Here is a 22,373-nt window from a genome sequence, read left to right on the forward strand (position 1 = left end):
CATGGAAACGCCCCCGCCCTCCACCCCGCGCACCGAGCCCACCGACGCGGATGTCGAGGCCTTCAAGCAGCAGCTCGGCCGGCCGCCCCGCGGGCTGCGCGCGATCGCGCACCGCTGCCCCTGCGGTCAGCCGGACGTGGTGGAGACGGCCCCCCGCCTCCCCGACGGCACGCCCTTCCCGACGACGTATTACCTGACGTGCCCGCGCGCCGCCTCGGCGATCGGCACGCTGGAGGCGAACGGCGTCATGAAGGAGATGACGGAGCGGCTCCAGACCGACCCGGAGCTCGCCGCGGCGTACCGGGCCGCGCACGAGGACTACATCGCCCGCCGTGACGCCATCGAGGTGCTGGAGGGCTTCCCGAGCGCGGGCGGCATGCCGGACCGCGTGAAGTGCCTGCACGTCCTGGTGGGCCACTCGCTGGCCGCCGGCCCGGGCGTCAACCCGCTGGGCGACGAGGCGATCGCGATGCTGCCGGAGTGGTGGCGCAAGGGTGCGTGCGTGTCCCTCACCGAGGAGGATGCCCAGTGACCCGCGTCGCCGCCGTCGACTGCGGTACGAACTCGATCCGGCTCCTCGTCGCCGACTGTGACCCCGAGACCGGCGAACTGGTCGACCTGGACCGTCGTATGACCATCGTGCGGCTCGGGCAGGGCGTCGACCGGACGGGGCGGCTCGCCCCCGAGGCGCTGGAGCGGACCTTCGCCGCGTGCCGGGAGTACGCGGCGGTCATCAAGGAGTACGGGGCCGAGCGGCTGCGGTTCGTCGCCACCTCCGCCTCCCGGGACGCGGAGAACCGGGACGAGTTCGTGCGCGGGGTCCTCGACATCCTCGGGGTCGAGCCCGAGGTCATCTCCGGGGACCAGGAGGCGGAGTTCTCCTTCACGGGGGCGACCAAGGAACTCAAGGGCAGCGACCACCTGGCCAGGCCCTATCTCGTGGTGGACATCGGCGGCGGTTCGACGGAGTTCGTGGTGGGCGACGACCATGTGCGCGCCGCACGTTCCGTGGACGTGGGCTGTGTGCGGATGACCGAGCGGCACCTCGTGCGGGACGGGGTCGTCAGCGACCCGCCCACCGACGCGCAGATCGCCGCCATGCGGGCAGACATCGAGGCCGCTCTCGACCTGGCCGAGGAGACCGTCCCGCTGCGCGAGGCGCGCACGCTGGTGGGGCTCGCCGGGTCCGTCACTACCGTGTCGGCGATCGCGCAGGAGCTGCCCGAGTACGACTCGCAGGCCATCCACCACTCCCGGGCCTCCCGCGACCGCGTCCGTGAGATCACCGACTGGCTGCTGCACTCCACCCACGCCGAGCGCGCGGCCGTCCCCTCCATGCACCCCGGGCGCGTGGACGTCATCGCCGCGGGGGCCCTCGTACTCCTGTCGATCATGGAGCGGATCGGCGCCGAGGAGGTCGTCGTGAGCGAGCACGACATCCTCGACGGCATCGCGTGGTCGGTCGCGTAGGACCCTGCCGAGCACCTCTGCTGAGCAGGGAGAACAACGTATGAGCGCGTCCGGGGGGCCCTTCGGGGCCCCCCTTTGACGTGTCGGCCAGAAAGTTCGTGAAGTTCTTCACAAGGAATTGGGCCCTGTCGGACGACGAATCTGGTCCGGTTGACCCTTCCGGGGCCCCAACACCCGTGTGAACATGTTCAAAAGGGTGGGATGCGGACCTCGGGTGAGGGTCGTGCGAGGGCGTCGCGCGGGTCTCTCACGGGAGGGATTTCGGAGCAGAGGGGCAGCTCACGCGGCATTGACAACGGGCCGCCCTACACGGTGGTTCCCCTCCCGCGCCATGACCTGGATCACGCGAGTCGCGGAGGATAGCACACCCCCCGGGGAAGCTTGTGAAGGGGCGCACGAGCGACCCCCCTGGGGCGGGTGGATACTCGATGGCATGAGCACCACGGAGCGTCCCAGGATCCTCGTAGTAGGCGGTGGGTACGTAGGCCTGTACGCAGCTCGGCGCATTCTCAAGAAGATGCGCTACGGCGAGGCGACCGTCACGGTCGTCGACCCCCGGTCGTACATGACCTACCAGCCCTTCCTCCCCGAAACCGCCGCCGGCAACATCTCCCCGCGCCACGTCGTCGTTCCGTTGCGACGCGTGCTGCCCAAGGCGGAGGTTCTCACCGGCCGGGTCACCACCATCGACCAGGACCGCAAGGTCGCCACGATCGCCCCGCTGGTCGGCGAGGCGTACGAGCTGCCCTTCGACTACCTGGTGATCGCGCTCGGCGCGGTCTCCCGCACCTTCCCGATCCCCGGCCTCGCCGAGCAGGGCATCGGTATGAAGGGCATCGAGGAGGCCATCGGCCTGCGCAACCACGTGCTTGAGCAGCTCGACAAGGCCGACTCCACGACCGACGAGGAGATCCGCCGCAAGGCGCTCACCTTCGTCTTCATCGGCGGTGGCTTCGCCGGCGCGGAGACCATCGGTGAGGTCGAGGACATGGCCCGCGACGCGGCCAAGTACTACACCAACGTCTCGCGCGAGGACATGCGGTTCATCCTCGTCGACGCCGCCGACAAGATCCTCCCCGAGGTCGGCCCCAAGCTCGGCCTGTACGGCAAGGAGCACCTGGAGAGCCGGGGCGTGGAGATCTACCTCTCCACCTCGATGGACTCCTGCGTCGACGGCCACGTGGTGCTCAAGAACGGCCTCGAGGTCGACTCCAGCACCATCGTGTGGACCGCCGGTGTCAAGCCGAACCCGGTCCTTTCCCGCTACGGCCTCCCGCTGGGCCCGCGCGGTCACGTGGACACCGCCCCGACCCTTCAGGTCCAGGGCACCGACTACATCTGGGCCGCGGGCGACAACGCCCAGGTCCCGGACGTCGCCGCCCGCAAGGCCGGGGTCGAGAACGCCTGGTGCCCGCCGAACGCCCAGCACGCGCTGCGGCAGGCGCGGGTCCTCGGCGACAACGTGATCTCCGGGATGCGGGGCTTCCCGCAGAAGGACTACAGCCACTCCAACAAGGGTGCTGTCGCGGGTCTCGGCCTGCACAAGGGCGTCGCCATGATCGTCATGGGCAAGATGAAGATCAAGGTCAAGGGCCGGCTCGCCTGGTACATGCACCGCGGCTACCACGGTCTGGCCATGCCGACCTGGAACCGCAAGGTCCGCGTCTTCGCCGACTGGACCCTCGGCATGTTCCTCAAGCGCGAGGTCGTCTCCCTCGGCGCGATGGAGCACCCGCGCGAGGAGTTCTACGAGGCCGCGAGGCCCGTGCCCGCCGCCGAGCCGAAGAAGACCGAGGCGAAGGCCTCCTGACCGGCTCCGGTCGCTGATCCACTCCGAAGGACCTCCCGCCATCCGTGGTGCGGGAGGTCCTTCGGCGTTCCCGCAGCGACCGGGTGTACGTGGTCGTTGCATGTGTTTTGCCCAGACGTAACCCGCCGAAGGGACTGCTCCCCGGCATGCCGCTGTTTACCAAGGTGGACAATTCCGGGATCCTCGTCACGGAGGTGTACGCCATGGCAGATGCCGCGCTGCGGCTCAGGAACCTCGTCGGACAGTTGCTGGGGGTGCCGCTCCCGGTGCGGATCCGCGCCTGGGACGGTTCGGAGGCCGGGCCGCCCGAAGCGCCGGCGCTGGTCGTGCGCAACCGGCGTGCCGTGCGCCGGCTGCTGTTCAAGCCGGGTGAGCTGGGGCTGGCCCGCGCCTGGGTCACGGGAGACCTGGACATCGACGGCGACCTCTACACCGCTCTCGACCTGATCTCGGGGCTCGTGTGGGAGCGCGGGGAGGACGCCAGGACCCTCTTCGAGGCCCTGCGTGACCCCGAGGTGCGCTCCGCCGTCCGCGGGCTCGTCGCCCTTGCCGGACCGCCGCTGCCGCCCGCCCCGCCGCCCGAGGAGATCCGCCGGGCCCGCGGCCATCTGCACACCAGGCGCAGCGACAAGCGGGCCATCAGCCACCACTACGACGTCGGCAACGGCTTCTACGAGATCGTCCTCGGACCGTCGATGGTGTACTCGTGCGCCTACTGGGAGGCTCCCGAACCCGGGGGGACCCTGGAGGGCGCCCAGCGCGACAAGCTCGACCTCGTCTGCCGCAAGCTCGGTCTGGGAGCCGGGCAGAGGCTCCTCGACGTGGGCTGCGGGTGGGGTTCCATGGCCATCCACGCCGCCCGCGAGTACGGCGTGAGCGTCGTCGGCATCACCCTGTCCCAGGAGCAGGCGGCCTACGCCCGCAAGCGCGTCGCCGACGAGGGGCTCACCGACCGGGTCGAGATCCGGGTGCAGGACTACCGGGACGTCGCCGACGGGCCGTACGACGCCGTCTCCTCCATCGGCATGGCCGAACACGTCGGCGCGGAACGGTACTTGGAGTACGCCGAGGTCCTGCTGAAGCTCCTGAAGCCCGGGGGGCGGCTTCTCAACCACCAGATCGCCCGGCGCCCGCAGCGCGACGAATCGGCGTACGACCTCAACGAGTTCATCGACGCCTACGTCTTCCCCGACGGCGAACTCGCCCCCCTCGGCACGACCGTGACCATGCTGGAGCGGGCCGGTTTCGAGGTGCGGGACGTGGAGTCGATCCGCGAGCACTACGCCCACACCTTGCGCCGCTGGGTCACCAACCTGGAGGCGCAGTGGGAGCGCGCGGTCCGGCTCGCCGGGCCCGGGCGGGCCCGCGTGTGGCGGCTGTACATGGCCGCGTGCGCCCTCGCCTTCGAACGCAACCGCATCGGCGTCAACCAGGTACTCGCCGTCAGAGCCACCGAATCCGGCACGTCCGGCCTGCCGCTGAGGTCCCGCACCTGGAACTGACTCCCGGGGCCGCCGGATGTCGCCGTCCGCCGTGGCGGCACCGCGGGCGGCGGCCCCGCAGGGCAGGAACGAGGGTCCCGTTGCCGGGCAGCGGGCCCCCAACTGCCGTGCGGCCGCTCGGCCCACGGGTTTCGCGCGGGTCGGTGGGCGCCGGGCGGGAGGGCGGGGCCTGTTCGTGAGTGACGGGCCTCGGCTGCCGTCCGGCTGTTGGGCCTGGGGGGTACCCGGGCCGGCCGGGGAGCGGCTGTGGCGCTCAGTTGCGCGCGGGTCGGTGGGCGCCGGGCGGGAGGGCGGGGCCCGTTCGTGAGCAACGGGCCCCGACTGCCGTACGGCTGCTCGGTCTTACTCCGCCTTGATCGCCGCCAGCATGTTCATGCGGGCCGCACGGCGGGCCGGCCACAGGGCGGCGAGGATGCCCACCGTCGCCGCCAGCAGCAGGAACACCGCCATCCTGGTCCAGGGCAGGACGAGTTCGTACGTTGCCATCTTCGTGCCGAGGAGCTCACCGGCCGCCCAGCCGAAGAAGACGCCCAGGCCGATGCCCAGGACCCCGCCGAACAGGGAGATGACCAGGGACTCCAGACGGACCATCCGTTTGATGCCCTTGCGGTCCAGGCCGATCGCGCGGAGCATGCCGATCTCCTGGGACCGCTCGAACACCGACATCGCGAGGGTGTTGATGACTCCGAGGACCGCGACGATCACCGCCATGGCGAGCAGGCCGTAGAGCATGTTCAGCATCAGCGTGAACATCTGCGCGATGGAGTCGGACAGATCCTTCTTGTCCTGGACCTTGATGGCCGGGTTGGAGCCGAGGGCCTTCTCCAGCTTGTCCTTGGTCGCGGCGGAGGCGCCGTCGGACGTCTTCAGCATGACCTGCATGTCGGTCAGATCGCTCAGGTGCGGATTGAGTGTCGCGGTGTCGAGCATGATGCCGCTGATCAGCTCGTTGCCCTCGTAGACCCCGGCGACCGTGAGCTTCTGCGCCTTGCCGTCCTCGTAGTGGACGGTGAACGTCGAACCCGCCTTCCAGCCGAAGGACTTGGCCCTGTCCTGGTCCACGACCACCTGGCTGCCGCCGACCTTGAACGAGCCGTCGTTCACCTTGAGGTCGGTCAGCTCGCCGATGGCGGAGCCGTTGACGCCGGTCAGGTACTCGGTCTCGCCGTCGATGCGGGAGGCCGCGTTGCGCAGCGGGCTGACGGCGGTGACGTCGTCGACCTTCGCCAGCTTCTTCTCGACGTCCGCCGAGAGTTCGTTGCCGTTGGCCATGGAGACGACGTAGTCCGCCTTGACGGCCGCCGTCGCCATCTTGTCGATCGACTTCTGCAGGCTGCCCGCCATCACCGTCATACCGGTGATCAGGGTGAGCCCGATCATCAGCGCGGAGGCCGTGGCGGCCGTACGGCGCGGGTTGCGCACCGAGTTCTGGCGGGCCAGCTTCCCGGAGATGCCGAAGACGCGCAGGAGCGGTGCCGCGGCCGCGATCAGCGGGCGGGACAGCAAGGGGGTGAGGATGAAGACACCGATGATCAGCAGGACCGCGCCCATGCCCATGGGGGCCTGGCCGTCCGAGCCGTCCATGGTGGTGGCCGCCAGGATCACGGCGACACCCGCCCCGCTGAACAGCGCGCCCAGCGTGTTGCGCAGCACCAGCGACTTGGTCGTCGCCTTCGCGTGCACACTGCTCATCGCCGCGACCGGCGGGATCTTCGCCGCCCTGCGGCCCGGCAGCCAGGCCGCCAGCATGGTGATCAGGACGCCGACCGCGAGGGCCGTGCCGACCGTGCCCGGCGTGATGACGAGCGGCCCGTCCGGGACGGTCGCCCCGAGCGTGCCCATGAGGGACTTGAGCCCGGCGCCGATACCGATACCGGCCACCAGACCGGTCACGGCGGCGACCAGACCCACCACGAACGCCTCGATCAGCACCGACCGCGTGACCTGCCTGCGAGACGCGCCGACGGCCCTGAGCAGTGCCAGCTCCTTGGTGCGCTGGGCGACCAGCATGGTGAAGGTGTTGGCGATGATGAAGGTGCCGACGAAGAGCGCGATGCCCGCGAAGACCAGCAGTCCCTGCTTGAGACCGCTCATCGAGGAGGAGATCAACCGGGCCTGGCTGTCGGCGAGTTCCTTGCCGGTGGTGGTCTCCACCCGGTCGGCGGGGAGCGCCTTCTTCAGCGCCGCCTGCAGCGCGGTCTGGGAGGTGCCGGAGGCCGCCTTCACGTCGATCTCGTCGTACGTCCCCGGCTTGCCGAACAGCTTCTGGGCGGTGGCCGTGTCGAAGAGGGCGAGGCTGCCGCCGGCAGCGACATTGCCGTCGTCGGTGGTGAAGACGCCGGTGACGACCGGCTTCAGGACCGGGCCGTCGACCGAGATGCGCACGGTGTCGCCGACCTTGTAGCCGGACCGCTTCGCGGTCTCGGAGTCGATCGCGACCTGGTTCGCGCCGTGCGGTGCGGCGCCCTCGGACAGCGGGTACCGGGGGTCCTTGTCCCCGTAGTAGTTGCCGCCCTGCGACTGGAAGCCGCCGCCGATGAGCTTGCCGTCCTTGTCGGCGATGGCGGTGAAGCCGCTGACGACGCCGATGGCGTGGGAGGCCCCCGGAACCCCGGCGCTCTTCTCGAGCAGCGCCTGGGTCAGGTCGGGGCTCTTCCCGATCGTGTTGCCCTTGTCCTCCCGGGACTTGGCGGTGACGGCCACGTCGACCTGGTCGAAGCCCTTGGCCGAACTCTTCTGGTAGGCCTCGGAGATGGTGTTGGTGAAGACCAGCGTGCCGGACACGAACGCCACGCCGAGCATGACGGCGAGCACGGTCATGAGCAGTCTGGCCTTGTGCGCGAGTACGTTGCGCAGGGCGGTGCGGAACATCAGGAGGTACGGCCCTTCGCGTCGAACTGCTTCATGAAGTCGAGCACGTTGTCGGCGGTGGGCTGGTACATCTCGTCGACGATCCGGCCGTCCGCGAGGAACACCACCCGGTCCGCGTACGCCGCGGCCACCGGGTCGTGGGTCACCATGACGACCGTCTGCCCCAGCTCCCGCACGGAGTTGCGCAGGAAGCCCAGCACCTCGGCGCCGGAGCGGGAGTCGAGGTTTCCGGTCGGCTCGTCGCCGAAGATGATGTCGGGCCTGGACGCCAGTGCCCGGGCGACGGCGACACGCTGCTGCTGGCCGCCGGAGAGCTGGGCGGGCCGGTGGCTGAGGCGGTCCCGCAGGCCGACCATCTGGATGACCGACTCCAGCCACTGCTTGTCCGGTTTGCGGCCGGCGATGTCCATCGGGAGGGTGATGTTCTCCAGGGCCGTCAGGGTCGGCAGCAGATTGAACGCCTGGAAGATGAAGCCGATCTTGTCCCGCCGCAGCTTGGTCAGCTGCTTGTCCTTCAGGGAGCCGAGCTCGGTCTCGCCGATGCGGACCGAACCGGAGGAGAAGGTGTCGAGGCCGGCGACGCAGTGCATCAGCGTGGACTTGCCGGAGCCGGAGGGACCCATGATCGCGGTGAACTCGGCCTGGTGGAACTCGACGGTGACCCGGTCCAGGGCGACCACCTGGGTCTCGCCCTGTCCGTAGACCTTCGACAGATCCGTGGCGCGCGCGGCCACGGTGGTGGTCCGGCCGGCGACTGGAGTGGTGGTCACGGGATGGAACTCCTAGCGGGACGACATCGTTGAAGGACGTCTTCCATCGTGGTGGCCGCAGCGCGCCGTGTAGTCAGCCGCAGTTCTGGTTCCGAGGGCAGACTTCGGAGGGACCGCGCCGCTCGGTGTCATACCTGGGGATGACGGCGGCCCCTGATCGGGGCAAGTGCAGAGAACAGGTGGAGCGTCCTCGTTCGGGCGGTGAAATTCCGTCATTCCGCGTGCGCGGCCTGGTGTCCCACGGAACGCTATTGGCAAGTGCGGATGGCGTGTTCCACGGTCTGATGCACCCTCAGACGTCAATAAAATAAGACAACATCGGTCCGCCCGTCCGCAGTTCGGGGGACGCACCCCGATAGGCTCGGACCTTCGACGCGGAGCCCATGGCCTGCCCGGATGGTGGAATGCAGACACGGCGAGCTTAAACCTCGCTGCCCCTTCGCGGGCGTGCCGGTTCAAGTCCGGCTCCGGGCACTTTCCCGCCCACGCAGTGAGTTCTCACGCGTGGGCCGGTACTCCGCCGTCAACCCTCGTAGACGGTCAGTACGGCACCGTCGATCTCGATCCGGCGACCGGCGCGCATGCCGTCGCGGCGCAGTGTTCTCAGACAGGTGTGGAACAGGGGCAGCTCGTCCGCGTCCAGGACGGCGGCGGCCAGTTCCACGAGTTCGGTCACTGACTGATCGGTCAGTACCCCGGGCAGCTCGCCGGAGAGCAGAACGACCGATTCACCGGCGGGCCCGCGGACCACGGCTGTGGCCGGCCCACCATGCACGAACAACACATTCCCCCCTGGGAGCCCGGGGTCGTGCGGCTCTCGCTCCTCGGGCAGGACGAGAGACTAGCGGGGGAGTGCGGTGCTTTCGGCCACAGTCGAAATTCTTTTTCCGACTCCACGGAAGAGTGAACATCCGCGGTCGAGGACCGCCGGGACATGCTTCCGGACGGTCACTTCCTTGGCCAGGGGTGGGGTGGGGAGGGGTGGGTTTCGGAGGTTCGGTCGCGGTGGCGGACTCTCGGTTCGGGGGGGCCGCGTCTGTGGGGGTGGGGCTGGGATCCCGGGCGGGTGCGCGCGCGAGAGGGCGGGGCCCGGAAGGTCGCTTCGTGGGGGAGGAGCGAGTGTCTGATGCTCGTGCGGTCCGGGGCGGGCGCCGTGCGTGCGGTCGTGTAGTCCGGGCGCGTGTCGGGCGGTGTTTGCCCGGTGCGGGGTCGTCCTCAGGGGGCTCGCGTGGAGTGGAGCAGGGGCCCGAAGGGGGAGCGCCTTCAGGGTTGGCCGGCTCGGGCGCCCGTTTGGCGTGACGTGGGGATGGGCGCCGACCGGCCGCTCACATGGCGTGGGGCTGGATGGCGGCGAGTTGCTCGCGGGGCGTGAGGTCGGGTGCCCGCCGGCCGCTGGCGGGGCGTCGGGTCGGGGCCCGGAGGAGCCGCGCCGGTGGGGTGGGGCGGTGCCAGGGCGGCCGTGAAGGGTGCATCCGTGGGGTGGGTCAGTGCCAGGGCGGCCGATTGCGTGGTGCAGGGTCGGGGTCTGAGGGTGCGTCCGCGGGGTGGGGCGGTGCCCGGGTGGGTGTGAAGGGTGCGTCCGCGGGGTGGGGCGGTGCCCGGGTGGGTGTGAAGGGTGCATCCGTGGGGTGGGTCAGTGCCAGGGCGGCCGATTGCGTGGTGCAGGGTCGGGGCTCTGAGGGGTGCGTCCGCGGGGTGGGGCGGTGCCCGGGTGGCCGTGAAGGGTGCGTCCGGCGGGTGGGCCAGTGCCCGGGTGGCCGCCTGCCTGGGCGTGGTCGTTCTTCGGAGTGGGGCTCGGGTCCGGACTGGCGGGGCCCGGTGGTTACTTCTTCGGGGTGCGGTCCAGTAGGGACTCCACGAGCGCGGTCACGTGGCGGCGGTCGTCGGCCGAGAGTTTCTGGAGGCTGGCGATGAGCAGGTCCACCTCGGGGTCGGCCGGGCGGGCCGTGCCCTCGGGGTCCTGGCCGGCCGGTGAGCCGTACACATGGATGCCGCAGGCCTCGGCGGCGGAGCGGCGCACGGTGTCCAACGGCAGTTCCAGCCCCTTGGACAGCCCCTCCAGGGTGGTCGACTGGGGCATGCGGACGACGCGGTCGGTGGTCGCCAGGTGGTGGACGGTGGAGCGCGGGATACCGCCGCGGCGCGCCACGTCACCGTAGGACCAGCCCTTGCGGTCCAGGCGCTCACGGATCAACTGCTGCAGTGCGTTGGCCACGGGTGGGTCACTTCCTGCTCGCCGCTCGGCGGAACCGTCCATGTCGCAGCCGATTCTACGGGCGGCCCCACCCGCCGCCGAAAGGGTGATTCCCCGAACGGGTTGCGCACAGGCCCCGCCAGGCCCTAGTGTCCAATCTCGTTGGACAGCACGTCCGACCAAGTTGGACAGAGTGTGGGGGGAACCTGACTCGGTCCGACCGGAAATGCCCATCCCTGAGGGGGAATTGATCATGATGGACGCTCACGAGCTCGAGGCCGAGTCCGCGGAACTGCTGCCGGGCCGGGAGGCCCTCGGTCGTCTGAAGTTCAGCTTCAACAAGACGACCAACGTGACCAAGCACATCGCCAACGTCGAGGCCCACAACTCGTCCCTGGCCGTCAACGACCACTCCTTCGCGTCGGCCGCCGCCTCCAGCGCGGGCCAGAGCATCACGGTCACCCAGTAACACCCGCGCACCACCTCGAACCCCATCCGCATCACCTGAAAGGACGTCCGTCATGAGCATGGACATGCACGAGCTGGAGACCGAGTCCGCCGAGCTGCTGCCGGGCCGGGAGGCCCTGGGCCGTCTGAAGTTCAGCTTCAACAAGACGACCAACGTCACCAAGCACATCGCCAACATCCAGGCGGACAACCAGTCCGCGGCGCTCAACGACCACTCCTCGTACTCGGTCGCCGAGTCGCAGGCCTCGCAGTCGATCGTCGTCAAGCAGTAGCGCCGGCCTGATCACGGCCGTCGGGGTGGGCCGCCCGTACCAGCGGTGCGGTCCACCCCGACGGCCATGCAAGGGGGGAAACGGGGAGGACGTGGGGGGAGACCACATATGACAGTGCTCGGAGACGGGCCCCCGACGCTGTACGACCCGGGGCCGGTGCCCGGGCCCGGCGGCTGGCCGGTGACGTACGAGCAGGTGGCCACGGGCAGCCTGCCGGTCGTCGAAGCGCCGCTGGTACCGCGGCTCAGCGCGGGACTGCGACTGCACGGCGAGTACCAGGGATCGGGCTTCACCGAGCCCAAGTACATCGCCCGCCGGGGGGACGGGCAGGTCGTGCAGCTGTCACGGCTGCTCCATCTCGTGGCGTCGTCCGTGGACGGCGTACGCGACACCGAGTCGATCGCCCACCGGGTGAGTGCGAGGTTCGGCCGCGAGGTCAGCGGCGAGAACATCCGCTACCTGGTGGAGAAGAAGCTCGAACCGCTCGGGGTGACGGTCCCCGAGGGCCAGGAGAGCGACGAGGTCGACGCGCCGCGCTCCGACCTGCTGCTCGCCCTCAAGGGCCACCGGGTCATCTTCGACGAGCGGCGCACGGCACGGATCGCGCGGATGTTCGCGTGGCTGCACCGGCCGGTCGTGGTCGCGGCCGTGCTGCTCACCACCGTGGCCATGGACGTGTGGCTGTTCGGTTTCTTCGGGGCGATCGAGCCGGTCCTGGAGGTCCTCGACCAGCCGGTGCTGATCCTGATCGTCTTCGGTCTGACCGTGGCCTCGCTCGTCTTCCACGAGTTCGGCCACGCCTCCGCGTGCACCTACGGCGGCGCCCGGCCCGGGTGCATCGGCTGCGGGATCTTCCTGATCTGGCCGTCGATGTACACGGACGTCACCGACGTCTACCGGATCGGACGCGGCGGGCGGATCAGGACCGACCTGGGCGGGGTCTACTTCAACGTCGTCTTCATGCTCGCCATGGCCGGGCTGTACTTCACCACGGGGGAGCCCTTCTTCCTGGCCGCGGTGTATCTCGGGCACTTCGAGATCCTCGAACAGCTGATGCCGGCGGTGCGGCTGGACGGCTACTACATCCTGGGCGACCTCGCCGGGGTCCCGGACCTCTACGGCAAGATCAAGCCGATCCTGCTCGGTCTGGTGCCGGGCAGGAAGGGACGGGCCGCGCGCAAAGAGGTCGCCGGGCTGAAGAAGTCGGCGCGGACCATCGTCGCCACGTGGGTGCTCACCATGGTCCCGCTGATCATCGGCGAGATGGGCTACGCGCTGTGGAACCTGCCCCGGATCATCGCCACGATGACCCGGTCCATGGTCGAGCAGTTCTCCGGCACCGGGTCGGCCTTCGCGGACGGCAAGGTCGTCGAGGGGCTCGTCGGGGTGCTCGGCTGTCTGATGCTGCTGATCCCGATGGGCGGTGTCGTCTATCTCTCCGTGAAGATCGGAGGCCGGATCCTGCGGGCCGCGAAGCGGTCCACGGCGGGGCGGCCCCGGCTGCGGGTGACGCTGTGCGCGGTGCTCCTCGCCGGACTGACCGGCCTCAGCTACGCCTGGACGTCCGGGCTGACGCCCCAGCCGCTCCCGAAGAAGCCCCCGATCGCGCCGATCCTCCAGCCCGGGGTGTCGACGGAGGAACCGCAGCCCCGCCGGGCCACGACGCCTGACGGCAACGCCTCGACATCGGACCAGGACGCCTCGGACGACCCGGCGGGCACGGGTCCCGATGCGGTTCCGTCCTCGGCGCCGGGGCGCTCCACGGGTTCCGGCGATCCCACCCCCGGAAAGTCCGCCGACGCGTCGACGTCCGCCGCACCGGCCTCGTCCGCGACGGCACCGGGCTCGGCGACCGGGGGCGCCTCCCGCGGACCGGCGTCCCCGGCCCAGGGCACATCGGCGGCCCCGGAACCGTCGTCGCCGGGCACGGGAGCGGGCCCCTCCAGCCCCGCCTCGTCCCCGACCCCGTCGGAAAGCGTCCCGCCCTCACCCACCGAGGCCTCGTCCCCACCGCCGGCCAGCGGTTCACCGGGGGCGTCCTGAGCGCCCCGGCCGGTCCGGTCGCCACTGCCGCCCCCCGCATCCGTACTCATCCATCCATTCAGGGAGATCCCTTGAACAGCCACCGAAAACCCCGTACCTCCACCCCGTTCACCCGGCGGGCCGTTCGCGTGGGGCTGTTCGCCGCCGGTGTCGCCGGTGTGGCGACCGCCGTGCCGGCGCAGGCCGCGACCGGCGGGGCGACCAAGGTCGCCGTCTCGTCGGACCATGTCTTCAGCCATGCCGACCGTCTCGACCACACGGAGGAGAAGGACTCGTTCACCATCCGGCAGTTCGGCAAGGTGAACGCCGCCTCCGTGCGCAACCAGGCCAACGCGGTCTCGTCGGGCTGCACCGCCGACGACGCCTGCCGTTCGGTCGCGCTGTCCTTCCAGATCGTCACCATGGCGGGTGAGCACACCCGCCTGAACGCCGTGAACCTCAGCGACGCCACCAACAAGAGCTGCACCGGCTGCCAGACCCTGGCCGGCGCCTACCAGTTCGTGGTCTCCACGCCCACCCCGCTCACCCTCGACTCCGGCCACCGCCGCCAACTCGCCGACATCCACCGCCGGCTGGACACCCTGACCCGCTCCGACGTCCCCGCGACCGACCTGCGCACGCGCGCCGACGCCCTGGCCGCCGAGGTCAACACCGTCCTCCAGGACGCCGTGGCCCACGCTCCGAAGGGCGACGCGCAGGACGACGTCACCATGCACCGCCACCTGGACGGCTGGCCCGGCCGCTGACCCATCCGGCCCCCGGACCCGCGGCAGCCTTCCGCGGGCCCGGCGGCCGCGCAGACCGTTGACATCGGCAGACCCCGGGCGCAGACTCGGCACACCACAGTGAAAGAAATTTCACCACGCGAACACCGCGAAGGTCTCCGAAGGGAACGCCCGATGCGTACCACCGTCGGCATCATCGGAGCCGGCCCCGCCGGCCTCCTCCTCGCCCGGCTCCTCCACAACGCCGGCATCGACTCGGTCGTCCTGGAGAGCCGCGACCGCGCCTATGTCGAGCACCGCCAGCGCGCCGGGATCCTGGAGCAGGGCACCGTCGACGTGCTGCGCGCGGCCGGCGCCGGCGAACGCATGGACCGCGAGGGACTCCCGCACGACGGCATCGAGCTGCGGTACGACAGGAAGCGCCACCGCGTCGACTTCCCCGCCCTCACCGACGGCCGGTCCGTGATGGTCTACGCCCAGACCGAGGTCTGCAAGGACCTCATCGCCCTCCAGCTGAAGGACGGCGGCCCCCTGCTGTTCGAGGCGGAGGCCCTGGCCGTCGAGGGCGCCGACACCGACACCCCGCGCGTCCGCTTCCGGCACGAGGGCCGCGAGGACGTCCTGGAGTGCGAGTACGTCGTCGGCTGCGACGGCTTCTGGGGCGTCGCGAGGAAGGCGATCCCCGCCGAACTGACCAGGGTCTTCGAGCGGGCGTACCCCTTCGCATGGCTCGGCATCCTCGCCGACGTCCCGCCCTCCCACGACGAACTCGTCTACGCCCGCCACGACCGCGGCTTCGCCCTGCTGTCCATGCGCTCCCCGTCCGTCTCCCGCCTCTACCTCCAGGTCCCCGAGGGCGCGGACGCCGGCAGCTGGGACGACGACGCGATCTGGGACGAGCTGGAGCGCCGCTTCGAGACGGACGACGACTGGACCCTGGAGCGCGGCCCGATCACCCAGAAGTCCGTCACCCCCATGCGCTCCTACGTCCACGAGCCCATGCGCCACGGCCGTCTCTTCCTCGCCGGCGACGCGGCACACATCGTCCCGCCCACCGGCGCCAAGGGCCTGAACCTCGCCGTGGGGGACGTCGTGACCTTCGCGAGGGCGCTGACGCACCAGAGGGAGACCGGTTCGGCCGAGCGCCTCGACGCCTACTCCGAGACCTGTCTGCGACGGGTGTGGCAGGCCGAACGGTTCTCGTACGACATGACGATCCTCCTGCACCGGGCGCCGGGCGCCACTCCCTTCGAGGACCGGATGCAGCTGGCCCGGCTGGAGCGGATCGCCGGTTCGCGGGCCGCCGAGACCGACCTCGCCGAGGGATACACCGGTTTCCCCTTCGAGTGAGCCCCTCCAGTGCCGGGAATCACGCGTACGCGTAGCGTGTTGGCCAGCACAACGAGGGAAGATCCTCCTCAAGCACTAGGGTCATTCCTTTGCCTACCCATTACTCTTGAGGGCAAGGTCCACAGACGGTGGCCATGGAGGAGTGAAATGAGGAGCAGCAACCCGGTCTTCTCGCGACGGGGGTTCAGCCGCGACAACGGCTACGCGGGCTTCAACACCGCGCCGCAGGCCGGGGGCGCAGCCGTGGGCACGCAGGGCAGCCCCTACGCGCAGCCGCAGGGCAACCCGTACGCGACCAACCCCTATGCCCAGCAGGACCTGCAGCAGGGCGCACCGCCGCAGACCCCGGTGACCACCGGCCGGATGACGATGGACGACGTCGTCATGCGCACCGGCACCACGCTCGGCATCCTGATCGTCACGGCCGCGCTGGCCTGGGCGCTGCTGCCCGTCGACGACGCCAACATCGGCCGCTCGTACGGCATCGGCATCGGTGCCGCGGTGATCGGCATGGTCCTGGCGCTCGTCCAGTCCTTCAAGCGCACGGCCACGCCCGCGCTGATCGTGTCGTACGCCGCGTTCGAGGGCGTGTTCCTCGGCGTCGTCTCCAGCGTCGTCGACAACCGCATCGCGAGCGGTGCGGCCATGCAGGCCGTGATCGGCACCCTGGCGGTCTTCGCCGCGGTACTGGTGGCGTACAAGGCCGGCTGGATTCGCGTCAACCGGCGGTTCTACGGCTTCGTCATGGCGGCCGCGCTCGGCTTCCTGCTGCTGATGGTGGTCAACCTGCTGTTCGCCGCCTTCGGCGGTGGTGACGGCCTCGGCTTCCGCAGCGGTGGCCTCGGCATCCTGTTCGGCATCATCGGCGTCCTGCTCGGCGCGTGCTTCCTCGCCCTCGACTTCAAGCAGGTCGAGGACGGTATCGCCTACGGCGCCCCCCGCGAGGAGGCGTGGCTGGCCGCGTTCGGTCTCACGCTGACGCTGGTGTGGATCTACATGGAGTTCCTGCGACTCATCGCGATCCTCAACAGCAACGACTAGTCCTCGACGGTCGTACGGCGAAGGGCCCTCGGTTGCGACCGGGGGCCCTTCGGCATGTGCGCAGCTCAGAAGTACCTGCGCGCGGCCCTCCTCATGTCGTACTCGTGGATGATCGCCTTGGCGTGGCCGTACGCGAGGTTGTGTTCGTGGCGGAGCCAGCTGACCTTTTCCTCGAAGCGGAAGAGGGCCGGGCCTTCGTCGACGGTGCGGAGCCAGTCGGAGACTTCACGACCGGTGCAATGGGGGATGCGGGCGAGCAGGTTGCGGTGGGTCTCCTCGGAGAGGACGTGGGACATCGGCGCCTCCGGACGCAAAGGGGATGTAAGCCGGTCCTTCAGGTCACCGTGCCTGAGCGTTCGCCTGTTGGCAACAGTCCCGGGGGGACGCGTACGGTTGCCGGGTGGCTGATACTTCGCGTCTGACCCGGGCTGTGGACCACTTCGCCGACCGTCTGCGGGCCGCGCCGCAGAGCCGGTTGCAACGGGGCGCCGCCGCTGAAGCCCTGGGGCTGGCCCGGGAGTTCGCCCGTCGGACGCAGGTTCTGGAGGAGCCCGGGACCGAGCTTCGCGAGATGCCGGACGCCGGGATGTTCGCCGCCGCCGACCAGATCACCGTGGCCGTACACGACTTGGCTCTCGTCCTGACGGACGAGAGCCAAGTGGAAGAAGCGGTGGAACTGGTGGCGCAGGCCCAGCAGCGGGCCGGAGTGTGACTCCTACAGAGAGGCTATGACCCGGTCCGCCAGGATGTAGACGTTCTCCTCGCCGCACGCGAACGTCAACGTGTACGCGCCCGAGATGCCCGAGCCGCCCAGCAGCACCGGCGTCTCGCCCGCGCGCAGGGCCGCGGAGAGACGCTCGGCCGTCTCGCGGTGGCCCGGGGTCATGCAGAGGGTCGTGCCGTCGGCGAAGACGTAGACGTCCAGCGTGCCGAGCGGGCCCGGGCGGACGTCGGCCAGTTCGGTGCCGGAGGCGGCCAGTTCCTCCAGGGTCGCCACCGTGCGCTCGTGGTCGCCCACCACCGGAGAGCCGACCGGGACGAAGTCCGGGTGGGAGGGGTGGCGGCGGCGGGCCGCGGCCAGTTCGGGGCTGTCCGCGGGGGTACCGCCGGCGAACTCGTCCGCGTCGGCCGCGGACTCCTGCCCCGGCAGGCCCACGAAGTCGGCCTGCCGGGGCAGGAACAGGTCGATGTCGGGCAGTCCGAGCAGCGAGGGCGCGTCGGAGGCGTCACGGGCCTCCTGGGCGGCCCAGAAGGCACGCGCCTCGGCGAGTTCGCGCTCGCGCTCCTCGGCGAGGGCCTCGGCCACGGCGGCCCGTATCTCGTCGACGTCAGCGGCGGGACGAGCGGCCGGTACGAGACCCCGTACGGGCGCGGTGTTGTTCCTGGCGAGCTCGGTGTGCAGGGCGGCGACCTGTCGGCGCAGCACCATGAGGGTGCGCAGGACGGCGACGCCCACGGCGCCCGTGGCGGCCGTGGTGACCAACAAGGCGATCGGCATGGCGCTCACTGACGTACTCCCGGTTCAAAGTCGACCCCCGACTTCCTACATCAGCTTGAAGGGCGGACTATCCAGCTGTCAGTGCGTAACGTCACGAATCGGACAGGACTTTGGGTCGGGGGTTTGGTGGTGAAACGGCTCTGACCTGCGTAAATCCCTTCCCGAAGGGAGATAGGTCACATCCTGAGGGAGATTGGATCACAAATCGGCCCAGAACCTTGGAGTTTCCTCGGTTCTGGGCCAAAGAGTGGCAGTAAGTGCCCGTACGGATACGGAGCGTTGACGTTCTTGTCGGCTTTTAGCTCAGACGCTCGATGACCATCGCCATGCCCTGGCCGCCGCCCACGCACATGGTCTCCAGACCGAACTGCTTGTCGTGGAACTGGAGGGAGTTGATGAGCGTGCCGGTGATGCGGGCGCCCGTCATGCCGAAGGGGTGGCCGACGGCGATGGCGCCGCCGTTGACGTTCAGCTTCTCCAGCGGGATGCCGAGCTCGCGGTAGGAGGGGATCACCTGGGCGGCGAACGCCTCGTTGATCTCGGCCAGGTCGATGTCGTCGATCGTCAGGCCGGCGCGGCGCAGCGCCTGGTTGCTGGCGTCGACCGGGCCCAGGCCCATGATCTCGGGGGAGAGGCCGGAGACGCCGGTGGAGACGATGCGGGCGAGCGGGGTGAGGCCGAGCTCGCGGGCCTTGGTGTCGCTCATGATGACGACCGCGGCGGCGCCGTCGTTGAGAGGACAGCAGTTGCCGGCGGTGACCAGGCCGTCGGGGCGGAAGACCGGCTTGAGACCCTGGACGCCCTCCATGGTGACGCCGGCGCGGGGGCCGTCGTCCTTGGAGACGACCGTGCCGTCGGGCAGCGTGACCGGGGTGATCTCGCGCTCCCAGAAGCCGTTCTTGATGGCTTCCTCGGCGAGGTTCTGCGAGCGGACGCCGAACTCGTCCATGTCCTGGCGGGTGATCCCCTTCACCCGGGCGAGGTTCTCGGCGGTCTGGCCCATCGCGATGTACGGGTCGGGGACGAGGCCGTCCTCGCGCGGGTCGTGCCAGGTGGTGCCCTCCTGCTGGGCGACCTCGGCGGTGCGGGCCTCGGCCTCGGCGAAGAGGGGGTTGTGCGTGTCCGGAAGGCTGTCGGAGTTGCCCTTCGTGAAGCGGGACACCATCTCCACGCCCGCCGAGATGAAGACGTCGCCCTCGCCGGCCTTGATGGCGTGCAGGGCCATCCGGCTGGTCTGTAGCGAGGAGGAGCAGTACCGGGTGATCGTGCAGCCGGGGAGGTGGTCCATGCCCATCTGCACGGCGACGACACGGCCGAGGTTGTTGCCCTGCTCGCCGCCGGGCAGACCGCACCCGAGCATCAGGTCGTCGATGTCGCGCGGGTCCAGCTCCGGGACCTTGGCGAGCGCGGCCTGGATGATCGTGGCGGTGAGGTCGTCCGGGCGCAGGTCCTTGAGGGAGCCCTTGAAGGCGCGGCCGATGGGGGAGCGGGCGGTCGAGACGATCACGGCTTCGGGCATCACGGCTCCATTGGCGTACGAGGGTTCAGGCGGGCTGCTTGGGAAGTTACCCGGACGTATGGCCTGGGTCACGGGTGCGGCGGTGTGACCTTTGTCTAAGCGCTTGCTTTGTGCTCCCGTGGTTGAGTCGGAAGGTGGTGGCGGGCCGCGTCCTCAAACGCCGGACGGGCCGGAAGCGCCCGAACCGGCGCCTGTCACTGGACGCCCGACGCGCTGGTGGGTGACGGCTCCGCCTCCTTGACCCGCCGCCTGCGCCGCCGCTTCAGCAGGGCCCAAGGCCCCTTCGGACCCGTCGGCATCGCGGCGGCGACCTCCGTGCCCGCCTCCGACGCTGCCTCGGCCGCCGCCCTCGCCACCGGCAGGAAGCCCTCACGGCGGGAGGCGTCCGGACGGTCCTCGTCGGCCGGCCACAGGCTCAGGGCCGCGCACACCGTCGGCAGCACCGCCATCGCCGCGGTCGCATAGCCCTCCGCCGAGGGGTGGTAGTTGTCGGGGCCGAACAACTCCCGCGGGTTCGCCTCGAACTCCGGGCCCAGCAGATCGCCCAGGGACACCGTGCGGCCGCCCTGTTCCACCGCGCCGATCGTCTGCGCGGCCGCCAGCTGGCGCGAGGCCCGGCGGGCCAGCCACCGCAGCGGCTGCTGGACCGGCTCGATCGTGCCCAGGTCGGGACAGGTGCCGACCACGACCTCGGCACCGGCCGTGCGCAGCCGCCGTACCGCGGACGACAGATGGCGCACGGAACGCGTCGCCGGCATCCGGTGCGTGACGTCGTTCGCGCCGATCATGATCACGCAGACGTCCGGGACCCGCTCGGGGTCCGCCAACGTCTGGGCCACCTGACGGTCCAGGTCGTCCGAGGTGGCCCCGGGTAGGGCGACGTTACGCAGTTCCACCGGGCGCTCCGCCACCGCCGCCAGGCCGGACGCCAGCAGGGCGCCCGGGGTCTGGCCCGCCCGGTGCACCCCCTGGCCCGCGGCCGTGGAGTCGCCCAGCATCACCAGCCGCAGGGGCGGCTCGCCGACGGTGGCGTAGACGTGGCCGTACCGGCCGTCGGCCTGCGGGACATGCGGCGTCGTGCCGTTGCCCACCTGCCGCCTGGCCAGCCGCACCTCCGCCAGCAACAGCCCCATGGCCGCCGCGCCGACCAGACCGATCCCGCCACCGCCGTACGCGGCGCCGGCCGCGATCCGCCTGGCCGTCCTCGCCCTCGACATGCTCGTCATACGTCGCCGCCACCTCCGTCGAACCCGCTACACCCACTCCTTGCCCCGCACGGACCGTGGCCCAATCCCAACAGGGAGTGAACGACCGTCATGGCGCCCGATCAGGCCATAGGCTGGCTGGACCACCAGGCCCACTTCTTTTGCAAGCATCCGGAGACAACGGTGCAATTCCACGACTCGATGATCAGCCTCGTCGGCAACACCCCGCTGGTGAGGCTCAACAGCGTGACCAAGGGCATCAAGGCGACCGTCCTGGCCAAGGTCGAGTACTTCAACCCCGGCGGCTCCGTGAAGGACCGCATCGCCCTGCGCATGATCGAGGCGGCGGAGGAGAGCGGGGCGCTGAAGCCCGGGGGCACCATCGTCGAGCCGACCAGCGGCAACACCGGCGTCGGGCTCGCCATCGTGGCGCAGCAGAAGGGGTACAAGTGCATCTTCGTGTGCCCAGACAAGGTGTCGACGGACAAGATCAACGTCCTGCGGGCCTACGGCGCCGAGGTCGTCGTCTGCCCGACCGCCGTGGACCCCGAGCACCCGGACTCCTACTACAACGTCTCCGACCGGCTCGTGCGCGAGACGCCGGGCGCGTGGAAGCCCGACCAGTACTCCAACCCCAACAACCCGCTCTCCCACTACCACTCCACCGGCCCTGAGCTGTGGGAGCAGACGGAGGGGAGGATCACCCACTTCGTTGCGGGCGTCGGCACCGGCGGCACCATCTCCGGCACCGGCCGCTATCTGAAGGACGCCAGTGACGGCACGGTCCAGGTCGTCGGCGCCGACCCCGAGGGGTCCGTGTACTCCGGCGGGTCCGGGCGGCCGTATCTCGTCGAGGGCGTCGGCGAGGACTTCTGGCCGACCGCCTACGACCGGACCGTCGCCGACGAGATCGTCGCGGTGTCGGACAAGGACTCCTTCCAGATGACCCGCCGGCTGGCCAAGGAGGAGGGCCTGCTGGTGGGCGGCTCCTGCGGCATGGCCGTCGTCGCGGCCCTGCGGGTCGCCGAGCGCCTGGACGAGAACGGCGTCGTGGTGGTCCTGCTCCCGGACAGCGGGCGCGGGTACCTCTCGAAGATCTTCAACGACGAGTGGATGGCCGACTACGGCTTCCTGGAGGACGAGGGCCCGAGCGCCCGCGTCGCCGACGTCCTGAACGACAAGGTGCACGGCGCGATCCCCTCGCTCGTCCACATGCACCCGGACGAGACCGTCGGCCAGGCCATCGAGGTCCTGCGCGAGTACGGCGTCTCGCAGATGCCGATCGTCAAGCCGGGCGCCGGCCACCCGGACGTGATGGCCGCGGAGGTCGTCGGCTCGGTCGTCGAACGCGAGCTGCTCGACGCCCTGTTCGCCCAGCGGGCCTCACTGGAGGACCCGCTGGAGAAGCACATGTCGGCCCCCCTGCCCCAGGTCGGCTCCGGCGAGCCCGTCGGTGACCTGATGTCGGTCCTCGGCCGGGCGGACGCGGCCATCGTCCTCGTGGAGGGCAAGCCCACCGGTGTCATCAGCCGCCAGGACCTGCTGGCCTTCCTCGCCAAGGGCGGGAAGTAGCGGGAAACGTCCGGTGAACCCCTGGTGACGGCGGCGAACTTGCGGTTTCCCACCGAAAGGGTG

Annotated in this window: 20 protein-coding genes and 1 tRNA gene; 13 read left to right on the forward strand and 8 right to left on the reverse strand. The window is 70.2% G+C overall.

Features of this window, described 5'->3' with window-relative positions:
• Position 1 precedes the first annotated feature (1 nt).
• The 4 genes from BFN33_RS33915 (at position 2) to BFN33_RS33930 (ending at position 4,782) form a co-directional block, all read left to right on the forward strand.
• Complete coding sequence (locus BFN33_RS33915; RefSeq protein ID WP_069764008.1) at positions 2-532, forward strand: DUF501 domain-containing protein; 531 nt, start codon at positions 2-4, stop codon at positions 530-532.
• Positions 529-1,470: a Ppx/GppA phosphatase family protein gene (locus BFN33_RS33920; protein WP_069764009.1), complete on the forward strand. Its 942-nt coding sequence runs from the start codon at positions 529-531 to the stop codon at positions 1,468-1,470. Before BFN33_RS33915 ends, BFN33_RS33920 begins: the two co-directional genes overlap by 4 nt.
• A gap of 433 nt (positions 1,471-1,903) precedes the next feature.
• Positions 1,904-3,280, forward strand: coding sequence for an NAD(P)/FAD-dependent oxidoreductase (locus BFN33_RS33925; RefSeq protein WP_069764010.1), 1,377 nt, complete (start codon positions 1,904-1,906; stop codon positions 3,278-3,280).
• Between the two features lie 203 nt (positions 3,281-3,483).
• Positions 3,484-4,782, forward strand: a complete 1,299-nt coding sequence (locus tag BFN33_RS33930; protein ID WP_069764104.1) for a cyclopropane-fatty-acyl-phospholipid synthase family protein — start codon at positions 3,484-3,486, stop codon at positions 4,780-4,782.
• A gap of 342 nt (positions 4,783-5,124) precedes the next feature.
• Here BFN33_RS33930 and BFN33_RS33935 read toward each other — a convergent pair whose 3' ends face one another.
• On the reverse strand, positions 5,125-7,653 hold the full coding sequence (locus BFN33_RS33935; protein ID WP_069764011.1) for an ABC transporter permease: 2,529 nt from the start codon (positions 7,651-7,653) through the stop codon (positions 5,125-5,127).
• Complete coding sequence (locus tag BFN33_RS33940) at positions 7,653-8,423, reverse strand: ABC transporter ATP-binding protein (RefSeq protein WP_069764012.1); 771 nt, start codon at positions 8,421-8,423, stop codon at positions 7,653-7,655. The genes BFN33_RS33935 and BFN33_RS33940 overlap by 1 nt, the downstream gene beginning before the upstream one ends.
• A gap of 390 nt (positions 8,424-8,813) precedes the next feature.
• Here BFN33_RS33940 and BFN33_RS33945 point away from each other — a divergent pair.
• Positions 8,814-8,897, forward strand: a tRNA-Leu gene (locus tag BFN33_RS33945).
• A 49-nt stretch (positions 8,898-8,946) separates the two neighbouring features.
• Here the strand turns inward: BFN33_RS33945 and BFN33_RS54690 are convergent.
• Positions 8,947-9,099: a hypothetical protein gene (locus BFN33_RS54690; protein WP_256122925.1), complete on the reverse strand. Its 153-nt coding sequence runs from the start codon at positions 9,097-9,099 to the stop codon at positions 8,947-8,949.
• Positions 9,100-10,245: 1,146 nt separating this feature from the next.
• A complete protein-coding gene (locus tag BFN33_RS33955; protein ID WP_057611613.1) occupies positions 10,246-10,638 on the reverse strand; it encodes a helix-turn-helix transcriptional regulator in 393 nt (130 codons plus the stop codon).
• Between the two features lie 232 nt (positions 10,639-10,870).
• Here BFN33_RS33955 and BFN33_RS33960 point away from each other — a divergent pair, with 232 nt between their 5' ends.
• The 6 genes from BFN33_RS33960 to BFN33_RS33985 all read left to right on the forward strand — a co-directional run bounded on the left by BFN33_RS33960 (position 10,871) and on the right by BFN33_RS33985 (position 16,516).
• Complete coding sequence (locus tag BFN33_RS33960) at positions 10,871-11,086, forward strand: hypothetical protein (RefSeq protein ID WP_225886303.1); 216 nt, start codon at positions 10,871-10,873, stop codon at positions 11,084-11,086.
• Between the two features lie 52 nt (positions 11,087-11,138).
• The gene (locus BFN33_RS33965) at positions 11,139-11,357 is read left to right on the forward strand and encodes a hypothetical protein (RefSeq protein WP_007382551.1); all 219 of its coding nucleotides are present in this window, start codon (positions 11,139-11,141) and stop codon (positions 11,355-11,357) included.
• A gap of 108 nt (positions 11,358-11,465) precedes the next feature.
• Positions 11,466-13,400, forward strand: coding sequence for a hypothetical protein (locus BFN33_RS33970; RefSeq protein ID WP_069764013.1), 1,935 nt, complete (start codon positions 11,466-11,468; stop codon positions 13,398-13,400).
• Positions 13,401-13,471: 71 nt separating this feature from the next.
• Positions 13,472-14,146, forward strand: a complete 675-nt coding sequence (locus tag BFN33_RS33975; protein ID WP_069764014.1) for a hypothetical protein — start codon at positions 13,472-13,474, stop codon at positions 14,144-14,146.
• A gap of 153 nt (positions 14,147-14,299) precedes the next feature.
• Positions 14,300-15,475 carry a 4-hydroxybenzoate 3-monooxygenase gene (locus tag BFN33_RS33980; RefSeq protein WP_069764015.1) on the forward strand — a complete coding sequence of 392 codons (1,176 nt, stop codon included), beginning with the start codon at positions 14,300-14,302 and terminating at the stop codon, positions 15,473-15,475.
• Positions 15,476-15,622: 147 nt separating this feature from the next.
• On the forward strand, positions 15,623-16,516 hold the full coding sequence (locus BFN33_RS33985; RefSeq protein ID WP_069764016.1) for a Bax inhibitor-1/YccA family protein: 894 nt from the start codon (positions 15,623-15,625) through the stop codon (positions 16,514-16,516).
• A gap of 65 nt (positions 16,517-16,581) precedes the next feature.
• On the opposite strand, the gene BFN33_RS33990 is transcribed toward BFN33_RS33985, so the two are convergent.
• A complete protein-coding gene (locus BFN33_RS33990) occupies positions 16,582-16,812 on the reverse strand; it encodes a DUF4287 domain-containing protein (RefSeq protein WP_069764017.1) in 231 nt (76 codons plus the stop codon).
• Positions 16,813-16,916: 104 nt separating this feature from the next.
• Here BFN33_RS33990 and BFN33_RS33995 point away from each other — a divergent pair, with 104 nt between their 5' ends.
• On the forward strand, positions 16,917-17,228 hold the full coding sequence (locus BFN33_RS33995; RefSeq protein ID WP_079141138.1) for a hypothetical protein: 312 nt from the start codon (positions 16,917-16,919) through the stop codon (positions 17,226-17,228).
• Positions 17,229-17,231: 3 nt separating this feature from the next.
• Here BFN33_RS33995 and BFN33_RS34000 read toward each other — a convergent pair whose 3' ends face one another.
• From BFN33_RS34000 to BFN33_RS34010, 3 genes are all read right to left on the reverse strand, one after another.
• A complete protein-coding gene (locus BFN33_RS34000) occupies positions 17,232-18,014 on the reverse strand; it encodes a hypothetical protein (RefSeq protein WP_176742529.1) in 783 nt (260 codons plus the stop codon).
• A gap of 298 nt (positions 18,015-18,312) precedes the next feature.
• Entirely contained in the window at positions 18,313-19,533 is a 1,221-nt protein-coding gene (locus BFN33_RS34005) for an acetyl-CoA C-acetyltransferase (RefSeq protein WP_069764020.1), read from the reverse strand.
• A 194-nt stretch (positions 19,534-19,727) separates the two neighbouring features.
• Positions 19,728-20,759, reverse strand: coding sequence for an SGNH/GDSL hydrolase family protein (locus BFN33_RS34010; protein ID WP_069764021.1), 1,032 nt, complete (start codon positions 20,757-20,759; stop codon positions 19,728-19,730).
• Between the two features lie 162 nt (positions 20,760-20,921).
• On the opposite strand from BFN33_RS34010, the gene BFN33_RS34015 reads away from it, so the two are divergent.
• Complete coding sequence (locus BFN33_RS34015) at positions 20,922-22,310, forward strand: cystathionine beta-synthase (RefSeq protein ID WP_069764106.1); 1,389 nt, start codon at positions 20,922-20,924, stop codon at positions 22,308-22,310.
• Positions 22,311-22,373: the final 63 nt, after the last annotated feature.

This window comes from Streptomyces sp. LUP47B (assembly GCF_001746295.1).
GTDB lineage: Bacteria > Actinomycetota > Actinomycetes > Streptomycetales > Streptomycetaceae > Streptomyces.

Excerpts from the sequence above, each read along its gene's own strand:
- BFN33_RS33915 (WP_069764008.1), top strand. The coding sequence starts at position 2 with ATGGAAACGCCCCCGCCCTCCACCCCGCGCACCGAGCCCACCGACGCG.
- BFN33_RS33925 (WP_069764010.1), top strand. The coding sequence starts at position 1,904 with ATGAGCACCACGGAGCGTCCCAGGATCCTCGTAGTAGGCGGTGGGTAC.
- BFN33_RS33930 (WP_069764104.1), top strand. The coding sequence starts at position 3,484 with ATGGCAGATGCCGCGCTGCGGCTCAGGAACCTCGTCGGACAGTTGCTG.
- BFN33_RS33935 (WP_069764011.1), bottom strand. The coding sequence starts at position 7,653 with ATGTTCCGCACCGCCCTGCGCAACGTACTCGCGCACAAGGCCAGACTG.
- BFN33_RS33960 (WP_225886303.1), top strand. The coding sequence starts at position 10,871 with ATGATGGACGCTCACGAGCTCGAGGCCGAGTCCGCGGAACTGCTGCCG.
- BFN33_RS33965 (WP_007382551.1), top strand. The coding sequence starts at position 11,139 with ATGAGCATGGACATGCACGAGCTGGAGACCGAGTCCGCCGAGCTGCTG.
- BFN33_RS33970 (WP_069764013.1), top strand. The coding sequence starts at position 11,466 with ATGACAGTGCTCGGAGACGGGCCCCCGACGCTGTACGACCCGGGGCCG.
- BFN33_RS33980 (WP_069764015.1), top strand. The coding sequence starts at position 14,300 with ATGCGTACCACCGTCGGCATCATCGGAGCCGGCCCCGCCGGCCTCCTC.
- BFN33_RS33985 (WP_069764016.1), top strand. The coding sequence starts at position 15,623 with ATGAGGAGCAGCAACCCGGTCTTCTCGCGACGGGGGTTCAGCCGCGAC.
- BFN33_RS33990 (WP_069764017.1), bottom strand. The coding sequence starts at position 16,812 with ATGTCCCACGTCCTCTCCGAGGAGACCCACCGCAACCTGCTCGCCCGC.
- BFN33_RS34000 (WP_176742529.1), bottom strand. The coding sequence starts at position 18,014 with ATGCCGATCGCCTTGTTGGTCACCACGGCCGCCACGGGCGCCGTGGGC.
- BFN33_RS34005 (WP_069764020.1), bottom strand. The coding sequence starts at position 19,533 with ATGCCCGAAGCCGTGATCGTCTCGACCGCCCGCTCCCCCATCGGCCGC.
- BFN33_RS34010 (WP_069764021.1), bottom strand. The coding sequence starts at position 20,759 with ATGACGAGCATGTCGAGGGCGAGGACGGCCAGGCGGATCGCGGCCGGC.